This window comes from Spirosoma gilvum, assembly GCF_054776815.1.
Genome location: NZ_BAAHBH010000004.1, coordinates 453,526 through 474,782, shown reverse-complemented (window position 1 = coordinate 474,782; position 21,257 = coordinate 453,526). Strand labels below are relative to the sequence as shown.

At 46.9% G+C, this 21,257-nt stretch carries 19 protein-coding genes; all 19 read right to left on the bottom strand.

Features of this window, described 5'->3' with window-relative positions:
- Positions 1 to 4: 4 nt before the first annotated feature.
- The 19 genes from ACYVFD_RS13350 to ACYVFD_RS13260 all read right to left on the bottom strand — a co-directional run bounded on the left by ACYVFD_RS13350 (position 5) and on the right by ACYVFD_RS13260 (position 21,250).
- On the bottom strand, positions 5 to 733 hold the full coding sequence (locus tag ACYVFD_RS13350) for a YqjF family protein (RefSeq protein ID WP_461090621.1): 729 nt from the start codon (positions 731 to 733) through the stop codon (positions 5 to 7).
- A 9-nt stretch (positions 734 to 742) separates the two neighbouring features.
- Entirely contained in the window at positions 743 to 3,442 is a 2,700-nt protein-coding gene (locus ACYVFD_RS13345; protein ID WP_461090620.1) for an ABC transporter permease, read from the bottom strand.
- Positions 3,439 to 3,777 carry a PadR family transcriptional regulator gene (locus tag ACYVFD_RS13340; protein ID WP_461090619.1) on the bottom strand — a complete coding sequence of 113 codons (339 nt, stop codon included), beginning with the start codon at positions 3,775 to 3,777 and terminating at the stop codon, positions 3,439 to 3,441. Before ACYVFD_RS13340 ends, ACYVFD_RS13345 begins: the two co-directional genes overlap by 4 nt.
- Positions 3,778 to 4,022: 245 nt before the next feature.
- Positions 4,023 to 5,834 carry an acyl-CoA dehydrogenase family protein gene (locus ACYVFD_RS13335; protein WP_461090618.1) on the bottom strand — a complete coding sequence of 604 codons (1,812 nt, stop codon included), beginning with the start codon at positions 5,832 to 5,834 and terminating at the stop codon, positions 4,023 to 4,025.
- A 143-nt stretch (positions 5,835 to 5,977) separates the two neighbouring features.
- Positions 5,978 to 7,156 carry an acetyl-CoA C-acyltransferase gene (locus tag ACYVFD_RS13330; protein ID WP_461090617.1) on the bottom strand — a complete coding sequence of 393 codons (1,179 nt, stop codon included), beginning with the start codon at positions 7,154 to 7,156 and terminating at the stop codon, positions 5,978 to 5,980.
- Between the two features lie 214 nt (positions 7,157 to 7,370).
- Positions 7,371 to 8,234: a CE1 family esterase gene (locus ACYVFD_RS13325; protein ID WP_461090616.1), complete on the bottom strand. Its 864-nt coding sequence runs from the start codon at positions 8,232 to 8,234 to the stop codon at positions 7,371 to 7,373.
- A gap of 146 nt (positions 8,235 to 8,380) precedes the next feature.
- A complete protein-coding gene (locus ACYVFD_RS13320) occupies positions 8,381 to 8,935 on the bottom strand; it encodes an NADH-quinone oxidoreductase subunit J family protein (RefSeq protein ID WP_461090614.1) in 555 nt (184 codons plus the stop codon).
- A gap of 100 nt (positions 8,936 to 9,035) precedes the next feature.
- Positions 9,036 to 9,602, bottom strand: a complete 567-nt coding sequence (locus ACYVFD_RS13315) for a NuoI/complex I 23 kDa subunit family protein (RefSeq protein WP_461090612.1) — start codon at positions 9,600 to 9,602, stop codon at positions 9,036 to 9,038.
- Between the two features lie 60 nt (positions 9,603 to 9,662).
- Positions 9,663 to 10,832, bottom strand: a complete 1,170-nt coding sequence (nuoH, locus tag ACYVFD_RS13310; RefSeq protein ID WP_461090610.1) for an NADH-quinone oxidoreductase subunit NuoH — start codon at positions 10,830 to 10,832, stop codon at positions 9,663 to 9,665.
- 96 nt (positions 10,833 to 10,928) lie between these two features.
- Complete coding sequence (locus ACYVFD_RS13305) at positions 10,929 to 12,020, bottom strand: NADH-quinone oxidoreductase subunit G (RefSeq protein ID WP_461090609.1); 1,092 nt, start codon at positions 12,018 to 12,020, stop codon at positions 10,929 to 10,931.
- A gap of 42 nt (positions 12,021 to 12,062) precedes the next feature.
- A complete protein-coding gene (locus ACYVFD_RS13300; protein ID WP_461090607.1) occupies positions 12,063 to 13,586 on the bottom strand; it encodes a hypothetical protein in 1,524 nt (507 codons plus the stop codon).
- Positions 13,587 to 13,610: 24 nt separating this feature from the next.
- Positions 13,611 to 14,951 carry an NADH-quinone oxidoreductase subunit NuoF gene (gene nuoF, locus ACYVFD_RS13295; RefSeq protein ID WP_461090605.1) on the bottom strand — a complete coding sequence of 447 codons (1,341 nt, stop codon included), beginning with the start codon at positions 14,949 to 14,951 and terminating at the stop codon, positions 13,611 to 13,613.
- Positions 14,952 to 14,958: 7 nt separating this feature from the next.
- The gene (gene nuoE / locus ACYVFD_RS13290) at positions 14,959 to 15,462 is read right to left on the bottom strand and encodes an NADH-quinone oxidoreductase subunit NuoE (protein ID WP_461090603.1); all 504 of its coding nucleotides are present in this window, start codon (positions 15,460 to 15,462) and stop codon (positions 14,959 to 14,961) included.
- A gap of 3 nt (positions 15,463 to 15,465) precedes the next feature.
- Positions 15,466 to 15,906 carry a DUF29 domain-containing protein gene (locus ACYVFD_RS13285; RefSeq protein ID WP_461090601.1) on the bottom strand — a complete coding sequence of 147 codons (441 nt, stop codon included), beginning with the start codon at positions 15,904 to 15,906 and terminating at the stop codon, positions 15,466 to 15,468.
- A 17-nt stretch (positions 15,907 to 15,923) separates the two neighbouring features.
- Positions 15,924 to 17,156 (bottom strand): NADH dehydrogenase (quinone) subunit D, encoded by a 1,233-nt coding sequence (gene nuoD, locus ACYVFD_RS13280; protein ID WP_461090599.1) that lies wholly within the window; start codon positions 17,154 to 17,156, stop codon positions 15,924 to 15,926.
- Between the two features lie 98 nt (positions 17,157 to 17,254).
- Positions 17,255 to 17,755: an NADH-quinone oxidoreductase subunit C gene (locus tag ACYVFD_RS13275; protein WP_461090597.1), complete on the bottom strand. Its 501-nt coding sequence runs from the start codon at positions 17,753 to 17,755 to the stop codon at positions 17,255 to 17,257.
- A gap of 91 nt (positions 17,756 to 17,846) precedes the next feature.
- A complete protein-coding gene (locus ACYVFD_RS13270; RefSeq protein WP_020596472.1) occupies positions 17,847 to 18,392 on the bottom strand; it encodes an NADH-quinone oxidoreductase subunit B in 546 nt (181 codons plus the stop codon).
- 79 nt (positions 18,393 to 18,471) lie between these two features.
- Positions 18,472 to 18,843: an NADH-quinone oxidoreductase subunit A gene (locus tag ACYVFD_RS13265; protein WP_461090595.1), complete on the bottom strand. Its 372-nt coding sequence runs from the start codon at positions 18,841 to 18,843 to the stop codon at positions 18,472 to 18,474.
- 208 nt (positions 18,844 to 19,051) lie between these two features.
- Entirely contained in the window at positions 19,052 to 21,250 is a 2,199-nt protein-coding gene (locus tag ACYVFD_RS13260) for a T9SS type A sorting domain-containing protein (protein ID WP_461090593.1), read from the bottom strand.
- Between the last annotated feature and the right edge of the window lie 7 nt (positions 21,251 to 21,257).

Here is a 21,257-nt window from a genome sequence, read left to right as displayed (position 1 = left end):
CAAATTAAGTATGAAGTTTACCAGCAATCCGAACCGAAACCGGTGATCCATCGGCATAAAAAGCAGAATGGGGTGGCTGCGATAGAAATGGAACGAACTCTGTGCCGTATAAGTCCGCAACGTCGGCGTCCAGAAAAGCATCATGGACATCGGCAATCTGCCACGAAACGTGCTCGACCTGGTATTCGTGGGTACTCCGCTCGCTGAGTTTGTTGTAACCCCAGTAATGTTCAAAAATAAACGACTCGGCACCATCGGATGGCATATCCTGTAAAATGGTACCAACTGTAGCTCCCAGCTTATTCCATCGTCCTTTATACTTCCATTCGTATTGAACGGTTGTTGTGTGCGCATCCAGTGGCTTAATCGTATGGCGCATGGGCAATGCCCGATAACGCTCATGGTAAAGTGTATTGGCTATGGTGGCAATAACAGGCCGGGGAACGATTTCACTGATAAACACAACGCCCCGTTTCCAGTGCAGACCATCGAAACAACGAACGTAAAAACGCAGGTTGACTTCCTCGAAATTGATGTGCCAGGGCCATTTTATCCCCAAAACGGCTGTTTCCAGAAAGCGAAATCCAACCATACTGACCAACGCTTTGCCCTGCCATAAGTCCAGCTCGGTGGCAGGAGGTAAATGGGGTATCAGTATGGCTGGATCAACTTCGTAGTTGAGCATCAGCAGATTTCGCCATTCTGCACGGAGAAACGTGCGCTTCTTCGCCATGTTTAGTTATTATTCACTTCTCAGGGTTTTCACCGGATTCAACAAAGCAGCTTTGATAGCCTGATAACTAACCGTCAGTAAGGTGATCAGCAACGCCAGGATCAATACAGCTATAAAAACGCCAATATCGATCGTTATCTTATAGGTGTAACTTTCCAGCCATTGATTCATTGCATACCAGGCAATAGGTGAAGCAAGCAGACAGGCAATAATAACCAACTGAACAAAATCTTTCGATAACAAGCCCCACAGATTCGCAATGCTGGCCCCCAGTACTTTCCGAACACCAATTTCTTTAGTACGTTGTTCGGCAATAAATGAAGCCAGCCCAAACAGACCCAGACACGAAATGAAGATGGCTAGCAAGCAAACAATAGCCGAAAGATTACCAACAAGTTCTTCGTACCGGAATTTTTTGGCGTATTCCATATCAGCAAACTGATAATCGAACGGGAAACCAGGATTGTATTTATCAAAAATGGGTCGGATTTTGTCGATAGCTGCGGAAGGTGATATGGCTGGATTGATGCGCAGGTCGATAAAATTAACCCAATCTTTAGCAAAGATGATTGTCATAGGAGCAACAGCGCGGTAGGGCGACCATTCTACGACGATGTCGGGCACTACGCCAACAACGGTCCAGTCTCTATTTGCCCAACGCATTCTTTCGCCAACAGGATGTTTCAGACCCATGCGTTTGACGGCTGCTTCGTTTAAAATAACGCCTGTGGAATCGGTCGCAAACTCTCTCGAAAAATCTCGTCCTTCTTTGAGCTTGATCCCCATTGTTTTGGTATAGTCGTAGCTGGTCGCGATGGTTGTAAAAATAACCGATTCATCGGCGGGACCTGCGCCTTTCCATTTCCAGCCACTGTTACTGCTCCACCATTGGGTTGGCGGTGCGTTGGTCTTACAAATAGAGGATATAGCGCCCGTAGCCATTAGTTCGTCCCGAAGAGCGTCATAATGATCAAGCAAACTTTTAGACGAGTTAATCGAAATAAGACCTGCTTTCGTAAAGCCAAGCGGGCGGTTTTTGCCATGTTCCAGTTGCTGATAGATAATAATGGTTCCAATCATCAGAGAAATGGAAAAGGCAAACTGAACAACAACCAGAATTTTCCGGGGTAATGTAGCGCCTTTACCAACCTGGAAGGTCCCCTTGAGAATCTTCACCGGACTGAACGAGGACAGATACAGAGCTGGGTAACTACCGGCTAATAATCCAGTAAATAAAGTAAATGCCAGTGTAGTACCCCAGAACAGGGGATTGCCAAATTCGATCGTCATTGTTTTCTCCGTGAGCGTATTGAAAAAAGGTAGCGAAGCCAGAACAATGACTAAGGCTATGACCAATGCCATAGTCGCAATTAGGATAGACTCACTTAAAAACTGACCGATCAATTGCTCACGACCAGAGCCAACGGCTTTGCGAACACCCACTTCTTTAGCCCGTTTTTCGGAGCGGGCCGTACTGAGATTCATAAAGTTGATGCAGGCGATGACCAGAATAAACAGACCGAAAATGCCAAACAGCCGAACATACTTAATGAAACCGCCTGTATTTTTCCCTTCGGTAAAGTCCGAATAAAGCCGCCACTTGGACATCGGATGCAGGAAAATTTCGGGCTTGACCTGGTTTCTCGACGTGGGGTCGTTGGCTGCTAAATGGGTTAGTATTACATCTTTAATTTTTACGTTGGTTTGTGCCGGATCGATGCCCTCTTTCAACTGGACGAATACGCCCCAATCGTTGTTTCGCCAGTCGGTTTTCGCCTTGTTTCTTACCCAGTCATAGCGAGCCTCCTGCAATTGCCAGGGCAATAAATAATCAAACTGTAGCGTAGCATTGGTAGGCTGTTTGGCGACTACGGCTGTTACCTTCAGATCGACCGAATTGTCGATTCGAACAATCTTGCCAATGGGCTCCTGATTCCCGAAAAGCGTTCGGGCCGTTTCATCCGTAAGAACGATCGAATAAGGTTCCTTTAGTGGGTTTTTATCGCCATTCAGGACGGGTAGTGAAAACATATCAATGGCATCCTGGCCAATATAAATTCCATTCTTTAGGAATTTCTGATCACCAACAATCAACGAACGAGTCCCTTCTGATCGCTGATACATCGCCACGGCTTTAAAGTCGGGGTACTTGGACTTTAATTCGTCGCCCAATGGAAACGGTATAGCGTCCTGTGTACCCCGTTTGCCATCGAAGGTTTGGTTCAGTTTGACCTGATAGAGGGTTGCGTAGTTTTTATGATGCTTGTTGGCCGATACTTCGTCTTGTACCCAAATCCCAATCAGCATCGTTACGGCCATACCGACAGACAGACCGGCAATGTTGATGGTTGAATAACCCTTGTGCCTGGCCAGATTACGAAAAGCGAGTTTTAGATACGAACGGATCATGATTGGATGTAGGGATGATAGTTTAGATACGTCACTATATTTTGTATATCGGGGCTTGAACTGGGGAGTCGGTTCGCGTCGCCAGAGTCTGGGATGCAGCAGTAGTAGCAAATCCCAGATATATAAGAGCCGGGCTTTGGTATAACCCCGTTGCTGGCTGCGTTTGTAGAATAGTTCATCGAGGTCGCCCTGAAGCTCTTCAAGTAAGTGAGGGGCCGCGATGCGCTCCAGAAGCCGTTGAGCCCAACGGGGTGGCCCTGGTTCTTTTTCGTGTTTGTGGGGTGTTCGGGGCCACTTCATGCCAGGCTCCCTCCAAAAGCAGCTTTGGGAATATCGGCCCATAGGTCATTCCGAATTTTACGCGCTTCCTGCAAAGCCTGTTCTCCTACGGGCGTTACAATAAACAACCGTTTGCGTCGCCCACCCCGCTCAGCGGTCGAGTCACCGAATCGCGACTGAACAAGTCCTTTTTCTTCGAGCCGCTGCATGGTTCGGTGGACAGCGCCTAGACTCATGGGGCGCTCCAATCGGTTGCTAAGCTCTTCCATGACCGCTACACTGTAGGCATCATCGTAGAGTAATGCAATCGTTAGCAAAATGATCTCTTCAAATTCACCTAGTTGAGAACCTTTCATTGGCACCTATTTAGTATTCTACTCATTTGTATAGCAAATAGGTAGCCAATTTCATAAATGGCTGTTTCCGTTAAATAGAGCCTGTTTGCCTTTTGACCAATGTCCGTAAGTGGACACGGGTTGTCCGTCAGTGTACAATAAATAGGAGAAGACTCTTATGTGGGAAAGTAGCGATGAGGCTGGCATATAAGCAAACGGGCCAACCCTGAAACAGAGTCGGCCCGCTGCACTTTAGCTGCTGATGATTAAAAAATATACTTGTTCTCCGCAATCATAGCATCGGCAATCTGACGACGGGCATCTTTAAGATTCATTGGGTCAATTTTCGTAAACCGCTTCAATCCCATGATCATACCGCGTAGTTCATCGCCATCGGCAAACGACGTAACGGCGGCACGTCCGGCACTGGCTACTTTTTCAACGGCTTCGTGCAGATAAACTAAGGCGATTTGTTTCTGTAAGGCTACGGCTTCTTCGCCTTTCGTACCGATCAGTTTTTCGACTCGAAGTAGGACTGATTCTGCGGCATAGATCTCAATGGCCATGTCGGCTACATTCATCAGGATTTCCTGCTCATCCGAAATGGACATCATAAACTTCTGAACAGCCGCACCAGCAACCATCAAGGCCGCTTTTTTCAGGTTTTTCAGCACTTTTTTCTCAGCGACGAATACGCCTTCCTCCTCGTCCGAGCTAAAGTCTGGAATCGACATGATTTCTTTGGCAACGGCCATGGCAGGTGCCATTAGATCGAGTTCACCTTTCATAGCCCGCTTTAGCATCATATCGACGATCAGCATTCGGTTGATCTCGTTCGTCCCCTCAAAAATCCGGTTGATACGCGCATCGCGGTAAGCCCGATCCATGGGAGCATCGGCCGAATAACCCATACCGCCATATACCTGAACACCTTCGTCTACGACATAATCGAGCGCTTCGGAGCCGTGTACTTTCATGATGGCGCATTCAATGGCAAACTGCTCAAGCGCTTTCAGCTTCGCCTGACCATCTTCCATCCCATTGGCTTTGAGGTCTTCGATCAGGTCATCGATATTCTGACCAGCCCGATACGATGCTGTTTCGGATACATATACTTTTATCGCCATTTCGGCCAGTTTGTGCTTAATGGCCCCGAAGTTGGCAATAGCTGTTTTAAACTGCTTCCGTTCATTAGCATATCGTACAGCATTGTTAATGACTTCCTTCGAACCGCCCACGGCCGCGATACCCAGCTTAATCCGGCCAATGTTTAGAATATTGACTGCGATTTTGAAGCCATTACCACGTTCCGACAGAAGATTTTCGACCGGCACTTTTACATCGTTGAAGAAAATCTGGCGAGTGTCGGAGCCTTTGATGCCCATCTTGTGCTCCGGTTCATTCATCGTGATGCCTTCATACGTGCGCTCAACAATAAATGCGGTGAGATTTTTATCTGTCTGGCCGTTTTCTTCAATTTTAGCAAACACAATGTAGAGGTCTGCGAATCCACCATTCGTGATCCACATTTTCTGACCGTTCAAGATGTAATGTTTGCCATCTTCGGTCAGTATAGCTTTGGTTTTTCCCGAATTAGCGTCTGATCCCGAATCGGGTTCGGTCAGGCAGTAAGCCGCTTTCCATTCTCCGCTGGCCAGCTTCGGCAGGTAGTTTGATTTTTGATCCTCATTGCCGTAATATACGATCGGTAGTGTACCAATACCAGTATGTGCCGATAGGGCTACGGAAAACGAGTGTCCGGCGCCGGTTGTTTCAGCTACCAGCATAGATGTATTGAAATTCGTACCAAAGCCGCCGTACTGCTCAGGCACCGAAGTACCCAAAAGGCCCAGCTCACCAGCCTTATCCATTAAGGATGAAATCAGCTCCGGCGATTTGGCGTTGTCGATTTCGTCCAGACGTGGCCAGATTTCACGCTCCAGAAACTCGCGGCAGGTAGCCGCAATCATTTGTTGTTCTTCCGTGAATTCTTCGGGAATAAATACCTGTGAGGCTTCGGTTTCTTTAATCAGAAATTCGCCCCCTTTGATTGAGGCTTTAGGTTCTGTCGCAATCATGTGTCAGGAATTTGTTATGCTTGCATACTATTTTGAAACAAATAAAATCATTTCAAAAGTAGTATGCAAGCATACTATTAATTTTTTAGCGAATGTAACGCGGTGATGTCGGTATGCCGCATCACCACGCTACAGCGTTACATTTAATTCAATCGTTCGAAGATACCGGCCACGCCTTGCCCGCCACCTACGCAGGCAGAAACCATACCATATTTTTGATCACGGCGACGCATCTCATTCAGCAGTTGTACTGACAGACGAGCACCAGTTGATCCCAGGGCATGGCCTAATGCAATAGCACCACCGTTCGGGTTAATTTTACTCCGGTCGAGCCCTAATTCCTGAACGACGGCTAAGGCTTGGGCAGCAAAGGCTTCGTTTAGTTCAATTTGCTCAATATCGTCCTGCTTCAGACCTGCCTTTTTTAAGGCGATAGGAATAGCGGCTACAGGGCCAATGCCCATTATTTTAGGCTCTACCCCCGCTGTCGCATATGATACCATGCGGGCAATAGGCTGTAGGTTCAGTTCATTAACCAATCGTTCCGACATCACGATCACAAAAGCGGCTCCGTCGGAGGTTTGCGAGGAGTTGCCAGCCGTTACCGAGCCACCCGCAGCAAAGACAGGTTTCAGTTTGGCCAGTCCTTCAGCACTAGTGTCTTTACGTGGGCCTTCGTCCTGGGCAACCGTCCATTCGCGTGTTTTCTTTTTGCCGCTTTCGGTGTCAAAGTAAGTTTCAGCTACTTTGATTGGAACAATTTCATCCGTAAACCGCCCTTCTTTTTGGGCTGCCAGCGCTTTCAGATGGGATTCCAGGGCGAATTCATCCTGTGCGTCACGGCTGATTTTAAACTGTTGGGCTACCTGCTCGGCAGTCAGCCCCATACCGATGTAATAATCAGGATGCGTTTTGGCAATCTCATAGTTCAACGCCGTTTTCCAGCCCATTACGGGCACTAGCGACATAGACTCGGTACCGCCCGCTATGATACAGTCGGCAAGTCCGGCATGGATTTTTGCCGAAGCTATCGCAATAGCTTCCAAACCAGAACCGCAATAACGGTTGATGGTCATGCCAGGGACACTTTTAGGTAAGGACAACAAGGCAATATATCGGGCAATCTGCATACCCTGCTCGGCTTCAGGGACCGCGTTACCAACAATTAAGTCTTCAACCTGGGCTGGGTCGAGATTAGGAACCTGACTGATTAAATGCTTGATTACTTCAGCCGCCATATCATCGGGGCGGGTAAAACGGAGGCCTCCGCGTGGAGCTTTGCCCACAGCCGTGCGGTATCCGGCTACAATGTATGCATCCATAAACGTTCTTTTGATTACTGGCTTAGCAGAATTATCACTGTAATAACCAATTTTCGGATGGATTCATTACAATGATATGTAAATTATTATGCAAGCATACTATTTTTCTGCCATATTCCAAAAGAGATTAATGGTCAATGGATAATGAATAATGTAAAATGGGCCTGAATAGGTGAACCACATTGTTCAATATTCATTTTAAATTATCCATTACCTATAATTGTCGCTTAAAGAAAGCTAGTGCTTCGAGATAAACGTTGATGTCGTTGGGATAGTCGTGTTTACCGCCAATTACTTTGAGCAGCGTGACTTCGGGTTTTCCTTTTTCTTTAAACGTGTATCGCTCGATTGTTTTCTTATCGTTAGGGTCGGTATCGGGTAATAGCTCTTTCTTCGGTGAGCCAGTATACCCGGCCAGATCGGCCCAGTAATGGAAAGTCCGTTCGGTAGAACGTACCAGTCCCAGGCTTATACCGCCGGTTATTACTTCACCACCTTCATAGGGGTTGACCGTATCGATGGTACCATTGACAATCATGACGGGTATTGCCATACGCTTTTCAGCGCAGTCGATATTATTGGTGTCGGGCAAATTGGCAATCAAAGCGGTAATGGCTCGCATACGTTCGGGCATGGTCAAGGCAAGTTTATAAGCCATATGTCCTCCACCTGAAGTGCCAACCGCAAAAACCTGCTTCGGATTGATCTGGTAGTTTTTATCGAAATAGCGGATCATAGCCTCAAAAAAGGCATTTTCGTTAATATCTTCTTTGTTGGCCAGCGTTTGCGCTGTTTTCCGGCATTCGTTCCAATAGCGTTTATAGCCGTCGGGATAGACGATCAATAAATTTTCGGCCTCTTGCTTTTCTTCCAGTTTAACCGCTCCTTTTCGGTTTCCAAGTCCTTCGCCACCTGAGCCGTGTAGCACAAAAATCAACATAGCACCGGGCTTGGGTGATTTAAGAAAATGGAATGTCCGGTAATGTCCTTCAATTAATACAGAATCTGTCTGTACTTGTTTCTGGGCGAAAGATACCTGAATGCCAATTAGCAGGAAGAAAAATAATGTCCGTAACATGCCTTTGCTATTTGGTGTATAAAGTAACAATCTCATTGTTTCTTCTCATTCAGATAGTAGTCATAAAAAAAGCCGCTCGTTCGAGCGGCTAAAAAAATCAGGTTAATCAGGCAAATCAGATAAATCCTGCAGGGCCGCCTGTGCGGTCAGAAATGCCGATCACCCGCTTCGCGTTTACCCAGCATCACAGCGCCAACCATGGCAACCAGGAATAATACCGATGCCAATTCGAAGGGCAGGATGTAATCATTGTATAATAGTCGTCCCAGATTTTCAACTAACCCTGTTTTAGAATCAAAAGACATCTGGTTAACGGTTGGTACCTGTGCGCTCTTAGCCCGGAAAATGGTAATGAGCATAACCATCAGTACACCGCCAATTACGACCGAAATCATCTTTGTCAAATTGGTCTTCGATTCTTCATCTTCTCTCCGAAGATTAAGGAACATGATCGTAAACAGGAATAATACCATGATAGCCCCTGCATAAACGATAATGTTAACGGCTGCTAAAAACTGAGCATTGAGCAGAATGTAATGTCCTGACAGACAAAAGAATGTAGCAATCAGGGCCAAAACACTATAAATCGGATTACGGGCCGTTACGACGCCAATGGCGCTGAACAGAGTAATAACCGTCAGTGCCAGAAATAAGTAGCCGGTGGGGGTTAAATTCTTAAAGAAATCTAAAGATTCATTCATAGTTCGTAGGCAAGTAATGTCAAGTGTGATCAAACGTTGTCAGGTTTTGTCAACACGTAACCACACCTGACAATTCTTGACCATTTCTGGCTTATTGATACTAGGTAGCTGCCCGGGTTAAACTGGGTTCGGTTGGGGTCGTCTTTACTTCCGAATTATTTACACGGATATAACGATCGTCCATCTTCTCTACCAGCCGGTCTTTACCATAAATGACCTCATCACGTTCCTGGAAAACAGGCACCATGCGGTCATGACGCAGATAAACGGCCTGCTTAGGGCAGGCTTCTTCGCATAAGCCGCAGAAGATGCAGCGCAGCATATTGATTTCATATACAGCGGCATATTTTTCTTCGCGGTACAGGTTCTCTTCGCCTTTTTTGCGTTCGGCGGCAACCATCGAAATAGCTTCGGCTGGACAAGCAACGGCACAAAGACCACAGGCTGTACAACGTTCACGACCTTGTTCGTCGCGCTTCAATACATGATGACCACGATAGATAGGTCCCAGATAGCGCTTCACTTCCGGGTATTGAATGGTGACCTTTTTACGGAAAAAGTGGCGAAGTGTGATCGCTAATCCCCCAACAATGGCTGGTAGATACATTTTCTCCGCCAGCGTCATCTCTTTGTTACTGACCTGTTTAGAGCGGTTTGTTAACTGCATTCTTTTCAGTTTTCGGTATGGGAGCTTTCAGTTATAAGCCGAAAGACCGTACAATTTAACTTAAACTGTTCCTTGCGGTATGGTTTCGCTCTTGGGTGCGCGGCTTGTTGACGTAACAGCCAACACAACCATGACAACAGCGATTAACCAGGTTGCGTATTTAAAATCATATAACAATCCTGCGCCGGTAATAACAACGTTGAGGATCGACAGCGGAATAAAGGTTTTCCAGCCCAGGTTCATCAACTGATCGTAGCGGAAACGGGGTAATGTCCACCGTACCCACATGAAAAAGAAAATGAAGAAGAAAATCTTGGCGAAGAAAACAACAAAACAGATAAGCGTCGCGATGTTATGGCCAGTCACTGCACCCAGTGAATTTTCAAGAGCACCGTTTACCAGACTCATGAATGGGTAGTGGAAACCACCAAAATAAAGTGCCGAGATAAATGCCGACGATACAAACATGTTGATATACTCGGCAAAGAGATAGAATCCCAGCTTCATAGAGCTATACTCAGTATGATAGCCACCGACCAGTTCTGTTTCGCACTCAGGTAAATCGAATGGGGTACGATTACACTCGGCAAAAGCGCAGGTCAGGAAAATGACGAAACCCAGCGGCTGAGTAAACACATTCCACTCGAAGAACGTAGCTTGCTCATCAATAATAGCCCGGAGCGAGAGCGAGCCCGTCATCATCAAAATCGTGATTAGCGATAAGCCTAGCGCAATTTCGTAGCTAATGTTCTGCGAAGCAGCCCGTATAGCACCTAATAATGAAAACTTGTTATTTGAGGCCCAGCCACCGACCATAATACCGTATACACCCAGCGATACTACGCCGAAAATGTACAAGACTCCGATGTTGATCTCGATACCCTGAACTGGAATGTCGTAACTGATTTTATCCCAGACAAACCGGATACTATCGCTAAATGGGATTACCGCACTCGACATCAGGGCCGTAAGCATAGCCAGACAAGGCCCCAGGATAAACAGCCACTTACTAGCCTGAGAAGGGATAAAATCTTCCTTGAAGAACATTTTACCGGCATCGGCAATAGGTTGTAAAAGACCCCAGGGGCCAGCACGGTTCGGGCCGATACGATCTTGCAGAAAGGCTGCCACTTTCCGTTCGGCATACGTTGAATAGGTCGCAATAAGGAGCGTTATCCCGAAGATGACGAGGATAATCAGCCCTTTTACGATTAATACGGGTAATTCCATTTTGTGAGTTATAAAGTTATAAGGTTATAGAGTTGTAAAGTCACACGAGAAGAAAGCAAACGCTGAAACTTTATGACTTTACAACTTTTCAACTTATTACGGTTCTGGTTCCAGAGCGGAAGGTAACACCTTCGCAAAGCGCTCTGGCGCTAATTGTTGAATACCCAATTGCGATGTATCACGCTCATCATGAATGGATTTATATTCGGCCGCTGCCAACCGCTGACCAAATGAGGGCTTGATTTCATCTCTACGGTACTTATTGGCCGAAATAACCGAGCTCCGCGAAATTTTCGTAGGCCCTTCAATGGTCCAGTCGCTGGTTTTCTTTTTATCGAAGCGACAGGTGTTGCAGATGAAGTCCGTCACCTCGTTCCATTCGTTCTTCCGGGCCGTTACCCGAATTACATCCTCTCCACGATACCAGAGCGTTACCTTTCCTGAGCAGGTTGGGCAGTCACGGTGTGCATCGACAGGCTTTGTAAACCAAACCCGGTTTTTGAATCGATAAGTTTTATCGGTCAAGGCGCCAACCGGACATACGTCGATGACATTTCCTGAGAAATCGTTATCGATGGCTTTTTCAATGTAGGTACTGATTTCGGCAGCATCGCCACGACCCATTACACCATGCACCCGTTTATTAGTAATCTGATCGGCTGTAAACACACAACGGTAACAAAGAATGCAGCGCGTCATGTGCAACTGGATATATGGACCAATATCGCGCTTCTCAAAAGTCCGCCGATCTTCTTCATACCGAGTGGTTTCACGGCCATGATCAAACGCAAAATTTTGAAGATCGCATTCGCCAGCCTGATCACAAACGGGGCAATCGAGTGGATGATTTAACAACAGAAACTCGACAACACCTTTCCGGGCTTCAACTACCTGTGGGCTGGTTTCATTTTCGACGATCATTCCATCTTGTACAGTCGTCAGGCAGGAAGCAACCAGTTTGGGCATTGGTCGCGGATCTTTCGCGGATCCGGCGGCTACCCGTACCAAACACGCCCGGCATTTTCCACCGCTGCCTTTCAGAGGCTGATAGTAGCACATGGCCGGTGGAGCTACCGCCGGGCCAATTTTACGAGCTGCCTGCAAAATAGTTGTGCCTGGCTCTACTTCGACCTCAATCCCGTCTATTGTGACTTTCAGTAATTGCGGCTTTATTTCCTGTTCAGCCATAATCGTTAGCTAAGTTGACTAATAACCACATCCCATGTGGTTCTAAATATGCTTAAAAATCTGATAACCACTTATTTCCTTCTGAAGCACATAATCTTTTGGGTCGAATGTGTACTCGAAAGCGAAATAATGAAGAGGTTGCTTTTTAGGCGAAATAATAAATTTAATAGAACCTTGCTTTACCAGGTTCGTGAACTGATTAAAATTGTACTTTTTACCAATATACAAAAACCGTATAATGTCGTCGGTATAGGCCAACTGATGGCGGAACAGCATTTGTTGAAGTAGCCAGCCGCGATAATTATCGCCCATAAGCGCTACAACATAATCCTGTTTACCCAACTGAGGCTCTACGAACGACTTTACGAGCATTTCATCGCGGTACTGTCGGGCATAATAGCCATAGTCAGTATTGAGGTGACTTTCTAACTGTTGGCTGGCAAAATAGAGCATAGTCATGCAGACCATTGCCGGAAACAGATAGCGACCTAAGCTGCTCGTATACGGAATCTTTATTGCATCACAAAAATACCAAAATATTATGAGTAAGCCTGTATACGCGAACTCATGATAATAACCTACTGCTGCACCATGTTTAAAGGCAGTTGCCGTGGCAAACCCAAAGAAGAGTATAGCCGCTAATGAAAGAAACTGTTGACGAACATCGAGACTCGTGAACAACCACTTTAGACTGATTAGCCACGCGACCGCAATCAGTAGACTAGCTGCCGGAATCAGGTAGCGAAACGTGTATCCGTAAAACCAACCCGGCGAAAGCGGTAAGGTGACACTGATGAACAAATTCTGGAAGAAAATGCCCATATGCCCTTCATCCAGCAACAGCGTTAAGACCAGAAATAAAGCGGCCATTATGCCGAGTGTTTTAAACAGCACACGCCATTGAGCGGTAATGAACAGAAACCCCAGAATTACGGCGATGTGAATCATACCACTTTGCTTCACGAAAAAAGCAACAACCGCGAGCAAAGCCGCACTGATCCAATACCCATTCCAGATAGCTGGTTTCTTGAGCCCCTCCAGCGCACAGTAAAGAAGGGTCGTTGTACACAGAAAGAGTAAACTGTCGACGCGGGAATTCGTCAAATGCCAATGCTGTAAAACGCCAAAGACGAGACAACATAAAACGACATTCTGTACCAGCCGAAGTTTCAATTGCCGCAGTCCTGTTACGAAAACAACCAGCATCGATCCCATTACCAGCGCAAACGACACCATTCGACTTAGTAACTGGATACGAAACACCTGCGTCGGGTCCCAGCCGATTATCCGGTAAATGGTGCCAACGAGCCGATAGTAAAGCGGGGCGTATTGGGTAACCCAGAAAGGCGGAATTTCAGGGTTATAATACAAGGGCCTTCCATCGGCTACTAGCTGGATGCCGTAGGTTGTACTCCGTTCTGAACCCGAAATATCAGGCAAGTAGCTCGTAGCGAATTTCACCTTCACAAAGAAGATAACAATCGTACAGGCCAGACAGAAAATCAGCGTAAGTAACCAGGTCTGGGCTTTCAGAAGGTTATATACGCTGACTAGAAAAAACGGCATAATGACAATTTCGAGTGAATAAATTTAGATCAGAGCCATCTCACCCCGATACACAGCTCCTGGCTGCGTTGCTTCGGAGGGGTGATCGATGTGCCACTGAAACTCATCCCGGAAATGTCGAATAGCGCTGGCTACTGGCCAGGCTGCGGCATCACCGAGTGGGCAAATGGTATTCCCTTCAATCTTTTTAGAAACATCAACTAACAAGTCAATATCCTGCTGATGACCATGACCGTACTCAATTCGGTGGAGCACTTTTTCCATCCAGCCGGTTCCTTCCCGACAGGGGCTACACTGACCGCAGGACTCGTGGTGGTAGAAGCGGGAGAAATTCCACGTATTCCGAACAATACAGGATGTTTCGTCGAATACAATAAAACCACCCGATCCAAGCATGGTGCCCGTGGCAAATCCACCATCGGACAGGGACTCGTAGGACATTAAACGTTTTTCGCCGTTGGCCAGTGTTAAGGCCAGATTAGCGGGTAAAATGGGTACTGAAGAACCACCCGCTACCAGTGCTTTAAATTTATGCCCGGTCCGAATACCGCCACACCATTCATCGGCAAAGATGAAATCCTCAACTGGTACGCCAAGCTCAATTTCGTAAACGCCTGGTTTATTGATATGCCCCGATGCCGAAATCAGCTTAGTGCCCGTACTGCGACCGATGCCAATGGCTGCATACGCATCACCGCCGTTGTTGACGATCCAGGAAGTAGTGGCAATCGACTCCACGTTGTTAACCACGGTGGGGCATTGATATAATCCCTTTACGGCTGGGAATGGTGGTTTATTACGTGGGTTACCACGCTTACCTTCCAACGATTCGAGCAGGGCTGTTTCTTCGCCACAGATGTACGCTCCGCCACCGGGCTGAACGACCAGTTCAAGATCGTAGCCGCTACCCAGAATATTTTTACCCAGAAATCCTTTCGCTTTCGCTTCGGCGATAGCTTTTTCGAGGATGTGTATGACATACATCAACTCACCCCGCACGTAGATGAATGACTTATTGGCACCCAGTGCAAATGATGAAATTATCATTCCCTCAATGAGCAGGTGAGGGATATTCTTCATCAGGTAGTGGTCCTTGAATGTACCCGGCTCCGATTCGTCGGCATTGCAGACCAGATAGCGGGGAACACCTTCGGGCTTAGCCAGAAAGCTCCACTTCATACCCATCGGGAAGCCTGCACCACCCCGGCCACGGACACCGGCTTTTTTTACTTCTTCAACAATGGCATCGGGTGTCATGGTCTTGATGGCCTTTTCAACAGCCGTGTACCCGCCCTGTTTCCGATATACGTCGAACGTCTCGATGCCAGGGACGTTAATATGCTCGGTTAATATTTTAGTTGCCATGAGTGGATTATTTCGACAGTTCGTCAATGATTTCGTCTACACGCTCATTGGTGAGGTTCATGTAGTATTTTTCCCGAATCTGGAAAACGGGGCCCATGCCACAAGCAGCCAGACACTCGACTTCTTTCAACGTGAATCGGCCATCGACGGTGGTTTGCCCCGCATCAATGCCTAACCGGGTCTTGAGATGAGCGTACACTTCTTCTCCACCCATCAGGCAGCAAGGCCCTGTCCGGCAGTATTCTATGACGTGCTTGCCGACCGGATTCAGGTGAAACATGGTATAGAACGTAGCTACTTCATACACCTCAATCGGTTGGATGTCGAGCATACGGGCTACATAGTCCATACCTTCTATACTGGTCCAACCTTCCTGCTCCTGTAATACATGCAGCAAAGGAAGTAAAGCAGATTTCTGTTTGCCTTCCGGGTATCGGGCAATAATTTCTTTAGCCCGTTCCAGACGGTCGGGCGTAAATTGTATAGCAGAATGGTTTGTTTCTGTTGTCATTATTTACAGCAGGTATTCATCCTCAAAGACTTCGTCCCAGGTTAATTCGACGGGTTCAAATTTATCCTTGCGCGAAAGATTCATTTCAGCTTTAGCTCCTTCGATAGCAGCGTTGATATTATGCTGCCAAACACTTTCAATATACTGCTGATTAAGTGAAGGCATATAATCCTGTAATTCTCTAATCTCCAGTCGCGCATTTACGATACTCCGAACCCAACTTGTGCTACGCTTATTAGGTTGATACTTCCACTTAAGAATATGGACCATCAATCGGCGTAATTGGCTATTGAGTGCATGCCGTTCGGCCCTTCCCATAGCTTCGTATAATTCATTGAGACCTTCTTTGGCCTCTTCGTACTCATGCTCGTCGATCAGTTGGCGAATTAAGCCCACCGTATCGAGATGCGATGTGGTTACTAATTCTTCCCAATCGACTTTCATAACCAATTGTATTTAGACTACGCGTCTAACTCACCGGCAATTACGTTCATGCTACTCATAATCACGATGGCATCGGACAGGGTCAGTCCTTTGCACATTTCCGGGTAAGCCTGGTAGTAGATAAAGCAAGGCCGACGGAAGTGTAGGCGGTAGGGAGCGCGACCACCATCGCTGATCAGATAGAAACCTAACTCACCATTACCTCCTTCCACAGCATGGTATACTTCGCCAGCCGGAGCGTCGATCTCACCCATCACAATTTTAAAGTGATAGATTAGAGCTTCCATGTTCTTATACACTTCCTGTTTCGGAGGCAGATAATACTGTGGAGCATCGGCGTAATACGAACCTTCGGGCAGGTTGTTGATAGCCTGTTCAATGATCCGTAAGCTTTGCCACATCTCGGCATTCCGAACCATAAAGCGGTCATACGTATCACCACTTTGGCCGATCGGAATATCGAATTCAAAATCCTCATACGACGAGTATGGATTCATGACCCGCACATCGTAATCGACACCGGCAGCCCGTAAATTTGGCCCGGTAAATCCGTAGCTCAACGCCCGCTCTGCCGAAATGCCGCCAACACCAATGACCCGATCCATGAAAATCCGGTTGCGGTTGAAGAGGTTTTCGAACTCGGTCAGAACTTTACGGAAGCGGGGAATCAGTTCTTTGATCTTACGAATAGCCGTGGGAGAGAGGTCACGTTCCATGCCGCCAATACGTCCCATATTGGTCGTTAATCGGGCACCGCAGACCTCTTCGTAGATTTCATAGATATTCTCCCGTTCCTGATAAATGTACAGGAAGCCGGTAAAAGCACCCGTATCAACACCCAGAATCCCGTTGCAGATGAGGTGGTCAGCTAGACGGGCCAACTCCATCATAATGACCCGGATATACTGAGCTCGCTTTGGAATTTCAATGCCTAATAACTTCTCGACTGTCATGTGCCAGCCCATGTTGTTAATAGGCGACGAACAGTAGTTCATCCGGTCGGTAAGGGTCGTGATCTGATAAAAGGGGCGCCGTTCGGCAATCTTTTCAAAGGCACGGTGGATATAGCCGATGGTCTGTTCCCCCGACACGATTTTCTCCCCATCCATTTGCAGAATGTTCTGGAAAATACCGTGCGTAGCGGGGTGAGTAGGCCCCAGATTCAATGTTGTCAGTTCATTGACATACTGAACTGGACCTTGTTCGGCGGGTAAGTTTTTATTAGCTATATCGAGTTCTTCAGAAACCATTTGTTTATTGAGTGATTGAGCGATTGAGTGACTGGGTGAAGAGAAATTCGCTGGAGGGCCAGCCCGCTCAATCACTCAATCACTCAATTACTCATTGATTATCGTCCAAACAATGCATCTATTTTATCTTGCCGGGTACCGTCTTCGAGCGGATATTCTTTACGCATGGGGAAATAATCCATCTCTTCCATATTCAGAATCCGCCGTAAATCAGGGTGTCCGTCGAAAATGATTCCGAACAGGTCAAACGTTTCCCGTTCCATCCAGTTTGCACTGGCAAAAAGGCCCGTTAACGTTGGAATATGAACATCGTCGGCCGTAAGATACACCTTGATTCGTAACCGGAAATTGTTGATCAGACTATGCAGGTGATAGACGACGCAAAACTCTTTTCCAGCTGAGTCTGGATAATGAACAGCCGTAATATCGGTCAGAAAGCCGAACTGGTAGGTCTGGTGCGATTTTAGGAATGTGACAAGCGAAATAATCTGCTCGCGGCTGGTTGAACACGTCAGCAGGTTATACGGATCATCGAAGTCGGTAACGGCTTCGCCAAATTGGTTGATGATGGTCTGCGCAACTTCCTCGTTGGTCAGCATTGGCAAAGAGTGAATGAGTGAAAACGAATGAGTGAATAAGGGAGAAGGCTTCTTGAACGTTACCTACTCAGTTATTCACTCATTCTGTTACTTATTGAATGCTATATGAATTCAGCAATTTCTGATATTCTTCGGTATTTCGCCGACGGAGCGATTCGTTCTTGGCTAGCTCCTGAACCTGCAGTACGCCTTCCAGAATCTGCTCGGGACGTGGAGGGCAACCGGGTACATACACATCAACCGGAATGATGCGGTCGATTCCCTGCAATACGCTGTAGGTATCAAAAATACCGCCACTCGATGCGCAGGCGCCGATGGCAATCACCCAGCGCGGTTCGGCCATTTGAAGATAAACCTGTTTCACAACGGGAGCCATCTTTTTGGCAATGGTACCCGCTACCAGCAGCATATCGGCCTGGCGTGGAGAGAAACTAGGACGCTCTGCCCCAAAACGACCTAAATCATAATGAGATGCCATCGTCGACATGAACTCAATACCACAGCATGAGGTTGCAAACGGTAAAGGCCAAAGCGAATTGGCTCGTGCCAATCCGATGATTTTATCAAATGAAGTAGCTGAAAAACCTGGTCCGTCATAACTTGCAGGAGCCTCAGCCAGCTTAATGTCAGTTGCCATGAAAACACGATCCGCCGTTGCGGTTGTAGTTAGTTACTATAACAACAAATAAATATGCTCTAAAATTCATTTGTTAGTGCTATTCCCACTTCAGAACACCCTTGCGGATGATGTAGTAGAAACCCGCCAGAAGCAGCCCCATGAACAGTACCATCTCTATAAAACCGCTTACACCCAGGCCTTTAAAGTTAACAGCCCAGGGATATAGAAAAATGACTTCTACATCGAACAAAACGAAAAGGATGGCAATCAGGAAGTACTTGATAGAAATGGGGGTACGTGCATCGCCCTGAACAGGAATCCCACACTCAAATGGATCGTCTTTTTTCTGACTGTGGCGTTTAGGGCCGATTGCGTGGGTGACGAGCATCGTCGTTACGATAAATCCCAGTGCTAAACCGAGCTGAATCAGCACCGGCAGATAATCGGCCGGAACATAGGTTGCATTCATAGACTTAGGTTGCGAAGAACGGGCAAAGGTAGCGATAAAACGAATAAACTCACGAGAATAAGCTCACCGTTGCCTTTGCGTCAAATATACATCAAATATACGATACACGACTTGTTTAATCAATTCCGATTGATTTGATCCATTGGATAAAAAACCAAAAGCCCTTTCGGACAGAAAAGGCTTTTGGTAAAATGGTCGCTGATTCGGTTTATCGATTGATGATGACGCGTTTGGATAAATCAAAACCGGCGGAATGAACGCGGATCAAATACACGCCCTGAGCTAGCCCTGACAGATCAATTACCTGGCGTTGGTCCAGCAAAGGAACCTGACTCGAAAAAAGCTTTTGGCCTGTCAGCGTGAATACATCGATATCGGCATTTTTCAGATCCTCCAGAGTTTCAATAGCCACTTTCCCATCGGAAGACGGATTGGGATAAATAACCAAGCCGCCGGTTGACCGATCAAATGTAAATGGTTTAGGCGTGCTAAACGTTGAGTAGCAGGTCAGACTGGTGCCGTTTGCTAGTGTGAAAGTAGTTTTTGTCCGGGCCGAGTAGTTAGCCGATACAACTACTTTGATCACTGCATCATTTTTAGGAAGTACTTCTGTATTATTACGTCGCCAGTCGAACAGGTCAGGCTGGCCGCCGGTTGATGTTGGCAGTACAGCTTGTAAGCTATAGGGCCCGATCTGTTCAATACTTGGTACTGGCACTTTAGGGCGAACGGTCAGATTGATGCTGGCCGTCTGGCTCGATTTACAGCCATAAACGCTCTGCGCCTGTAATGTGTACGTTCCAGCTTTATTTAGCGTAATGGTTCTGCCAATGGATGTCGTAGTACTAACACTCCATATTCCTGTACTATTGGCACTGGTATTGGCAATGAGTGCTATGGACGAATCAGCGCAAATTTGCTGCTGGCTATCGGCTGCTTTTCCTGGCTGACTGGCCAGTGAAATAGTGGGCGTAGGTGGCTGAAGCGGATTTTGTACTTCCAGAATCGGCGATAAATAGGTACGGCCACCTCCATCTTTTATAATAGCCTGATACGTACCTGGCTGGCTAACTGTAATACTCTGGGTCGCCTGACCGGTATTCCAGCTATACGATTTATAAGCGTTAGGTAGTGCGAGCGTTAATGAATTTCCCGAAGCCCCGCAGCTAATGTTAATCGTTGGTTGTGGCAACGGAGGAAGCGGCAGTGAACTGGCAAAAAAGGCTGTATTCAAACTTTCGTACCAGGCTTGCCCCAGATCAATCAATCCTTTGTCTCCTGGATTATTGGTGGTTCGGTTGCCAAAGTGAACATCGTCAAAGCGGGGAATTTGGATGTTATCGGTAAATGGGCCAGCAAATACGTTGTTCGCGTAGGTGTTGATCACATCATTCTGAGCCTGAATCACATCCTGACTTACCGAATTGTTGCTATACGATGATCGGGCCAGAACCCAGGCTGGATAATTCTGTATATCAGCGCGGGTTTTGTTGACTAGATATTGCATTAAATTCGCGTACTCTTTTCGGGGCGTATGCAATGGGAAATTATCAAACTCACCTTGCTGCCATAATACTGCCCGCAGACCTAACAGCGAACTATAATACCGTAAGGAAACCAACAGATTGCCATAAGGCATACCGACTGGAAAGTTTTCGTCGGGTGTACCAAGAGCAAATATTTGTTTAGTGATTTTGCCATCCGCACTTTCAGTCCAGTTCTGAATGGTTGTAGCTTCCCAGGCAGTATTAATGAACAATACCGGCACGTTGTATTGCTTAACCAGCAGATCGCCTAGGTATCCCCAGCACCAGGCACTCTGACCACGGGGACCGATAATTGCTGTTGCTGTGAGTTGCTGGAAGGCAGGAGCTGGAGGATCGGCTAATGAGTTCTTGGCAATATTGTCGTAGGCTAAGCAATTTACCCGATCATCGTTGGCCGCCGTTGCACCATAGTTTAAACCAGCCCTTGTAATGAATCCCTGTGCATTGGATTGGCCCGTGATAATGAATACTTCGCCGACACCTATTTTCCGAACGACATCACTACCTACTACGCTCCCACCGGCAAATGCCTGAACTTCCAGCCGGTACCAGCCACCTTTTGCCTTCAAAGAGCCCTGAAAAATGCCACCCTGTGGATTTTTCTGAATGGTCACCCAGTTTGTGCTTAATCCTTGCCCAGCCGCTTCCTCCTGAACACGGGCCTGAACGCTGTCGACAGGTTGGTAGATACTTCCCGAAAGATAAAAAGTACAGGTATTGTCATTCGCACGCTGAAAAATGGCCCGGGTTACCGGATAGGTAATTTTGATGATGGGGGTAGTACTTTGAGCCAATGCCCAGGTACTCATCCCTGTCAGGCAACACACTAATACATGCACTAATAAATAACGATTGCTCATTTTGTCT

Coding starts and splice junctions, on each gene's coding strand:
- ACYVFD_RS13350 (WP_461090621.1), bottom strand. CDS start 733: ATGGCGAAGAAGCGCACGTTTCTCCGTGCAGAATGGCGAAATCTGCTG.
- ACYVFD_RS13345 (WP_461090620.1), bottom strand. CDS start 3,442: ATGAAGTGGCCCCGAACACCCCACAAACACGAAAAAGAACCAGGGCCA.
- ACYVFD_RS13340 (WP_461090619.1), bottom strand. CDS start 3,777: ATGAAAGGTTCTCAACTAGGTGAATTTGAAGAGATCATTTTGCTAACG.
- ACYVFD_RS13335 (WP_461090618.1), bottom strand. CDS start 5,834: ATGATTGCGACAGAACCTAAAGCCTCAATCAAAGGGGGCGAATTTCTG.
- ACYVFD_RS13330 (WP_461090617.1), bottom strand. CDS start 7,156: ATGGATGCATACATTGTAGCCGGATACCGCACGGCTGTGGGCAAAGCT.
- ACYVFD_RS13325 (WP_461090616.1), bottom strand. CDS start 8,234: ATGTTACGGACATTATTTTTCTTCCTGCTAATTGGCATTCAGGTATCT.
- ACYVFD_RS13320 (WP_461090614.1), bottom strand. CDS start 8,935: ATGAATGAATCTTTAGATTTCTTTAAGAATTTAACCCCCACCGGCTAC.
- ACYVFD_RS13315 (WP_461090612.1), bottom strand. CDS start 9,602: ATGCAGTTAACAAACCGCTCTAAACAGGTCAGTAACAAAGAGATGACG.
- nuoH (WP_461090610.1), bottom strand. CDS start 10,832: ATGGAATTACCCGTATTAATCGTAAAAGGGCTGATTATCCTCGTCATC.
- ACYVFD_RS13305 (WP_461090609.1), bottom strand. CDS start 12,020: ATGGCTGAACAGGAAATAAAGCCGCAATTACTGAAAGTCACAATAGAC.
- ACYVFD_RS13300 (WP_461090607.1), bottom strand. CDS start 13,586: ATGCCGTTTTTTCTAGTCAGCGTATATAACCTTCTGAAAGCCCAGACC.
- nuoF (WP_461090605.1), bottom strand. CDS start 14,951: ATGGCAACTAAAATATTAACCGAGCATATTAACGTCCCTGGCATCGAG.
- nuoE (WP_461090603.1), bottom strand. CDS start 15,462: ATGACAACAGAAACAAACCATTCTGCTATACAATTTACGCCCGACCGT.
- ACYVFD_RS13285 (WP_461090601.1), bottom strand. CDS start 15,906: ATGAAAGTCGATTGGGAAGAATTAGTAACCACATCGCATCTCGATACG.
- nuoD (WP_461090599.1), bottom strand. CDS start 17,156: ATGGTTTCTGAAGAACTCGATATAGCTAATAAAAACTTACCCGCCGAA.
- ACYVFD_RS13275 (WP_461090597.1), bottom strand. CDS start 17,755: ATGCTGACCAACGAGGAAGTTGCGCAGACCATCATCAACCAATTTGGC.
- ACYVFD_RS13270 (WP_020596472.1), bottom strand. CDS start 18,392: ATGGCAACTGACATTAAGCTGGCTGAGGCTCCTGCAAGTTATGACGGA.
- ACYVFD_RS13265 (WP_461090595.1), bottom strand. CDS start 18,843: ATGAATGCAACCTATGTTCCGGCCGATTATCTGCCGGTGCTGATTCAG.
- ACYVFD_RS13260 (WP_461090593.1), bottom strand. CDS start 21,250: ATGAGCAATCGTTATTTATTAGTGCATGTATTAGTGTGTTGCCTGACA.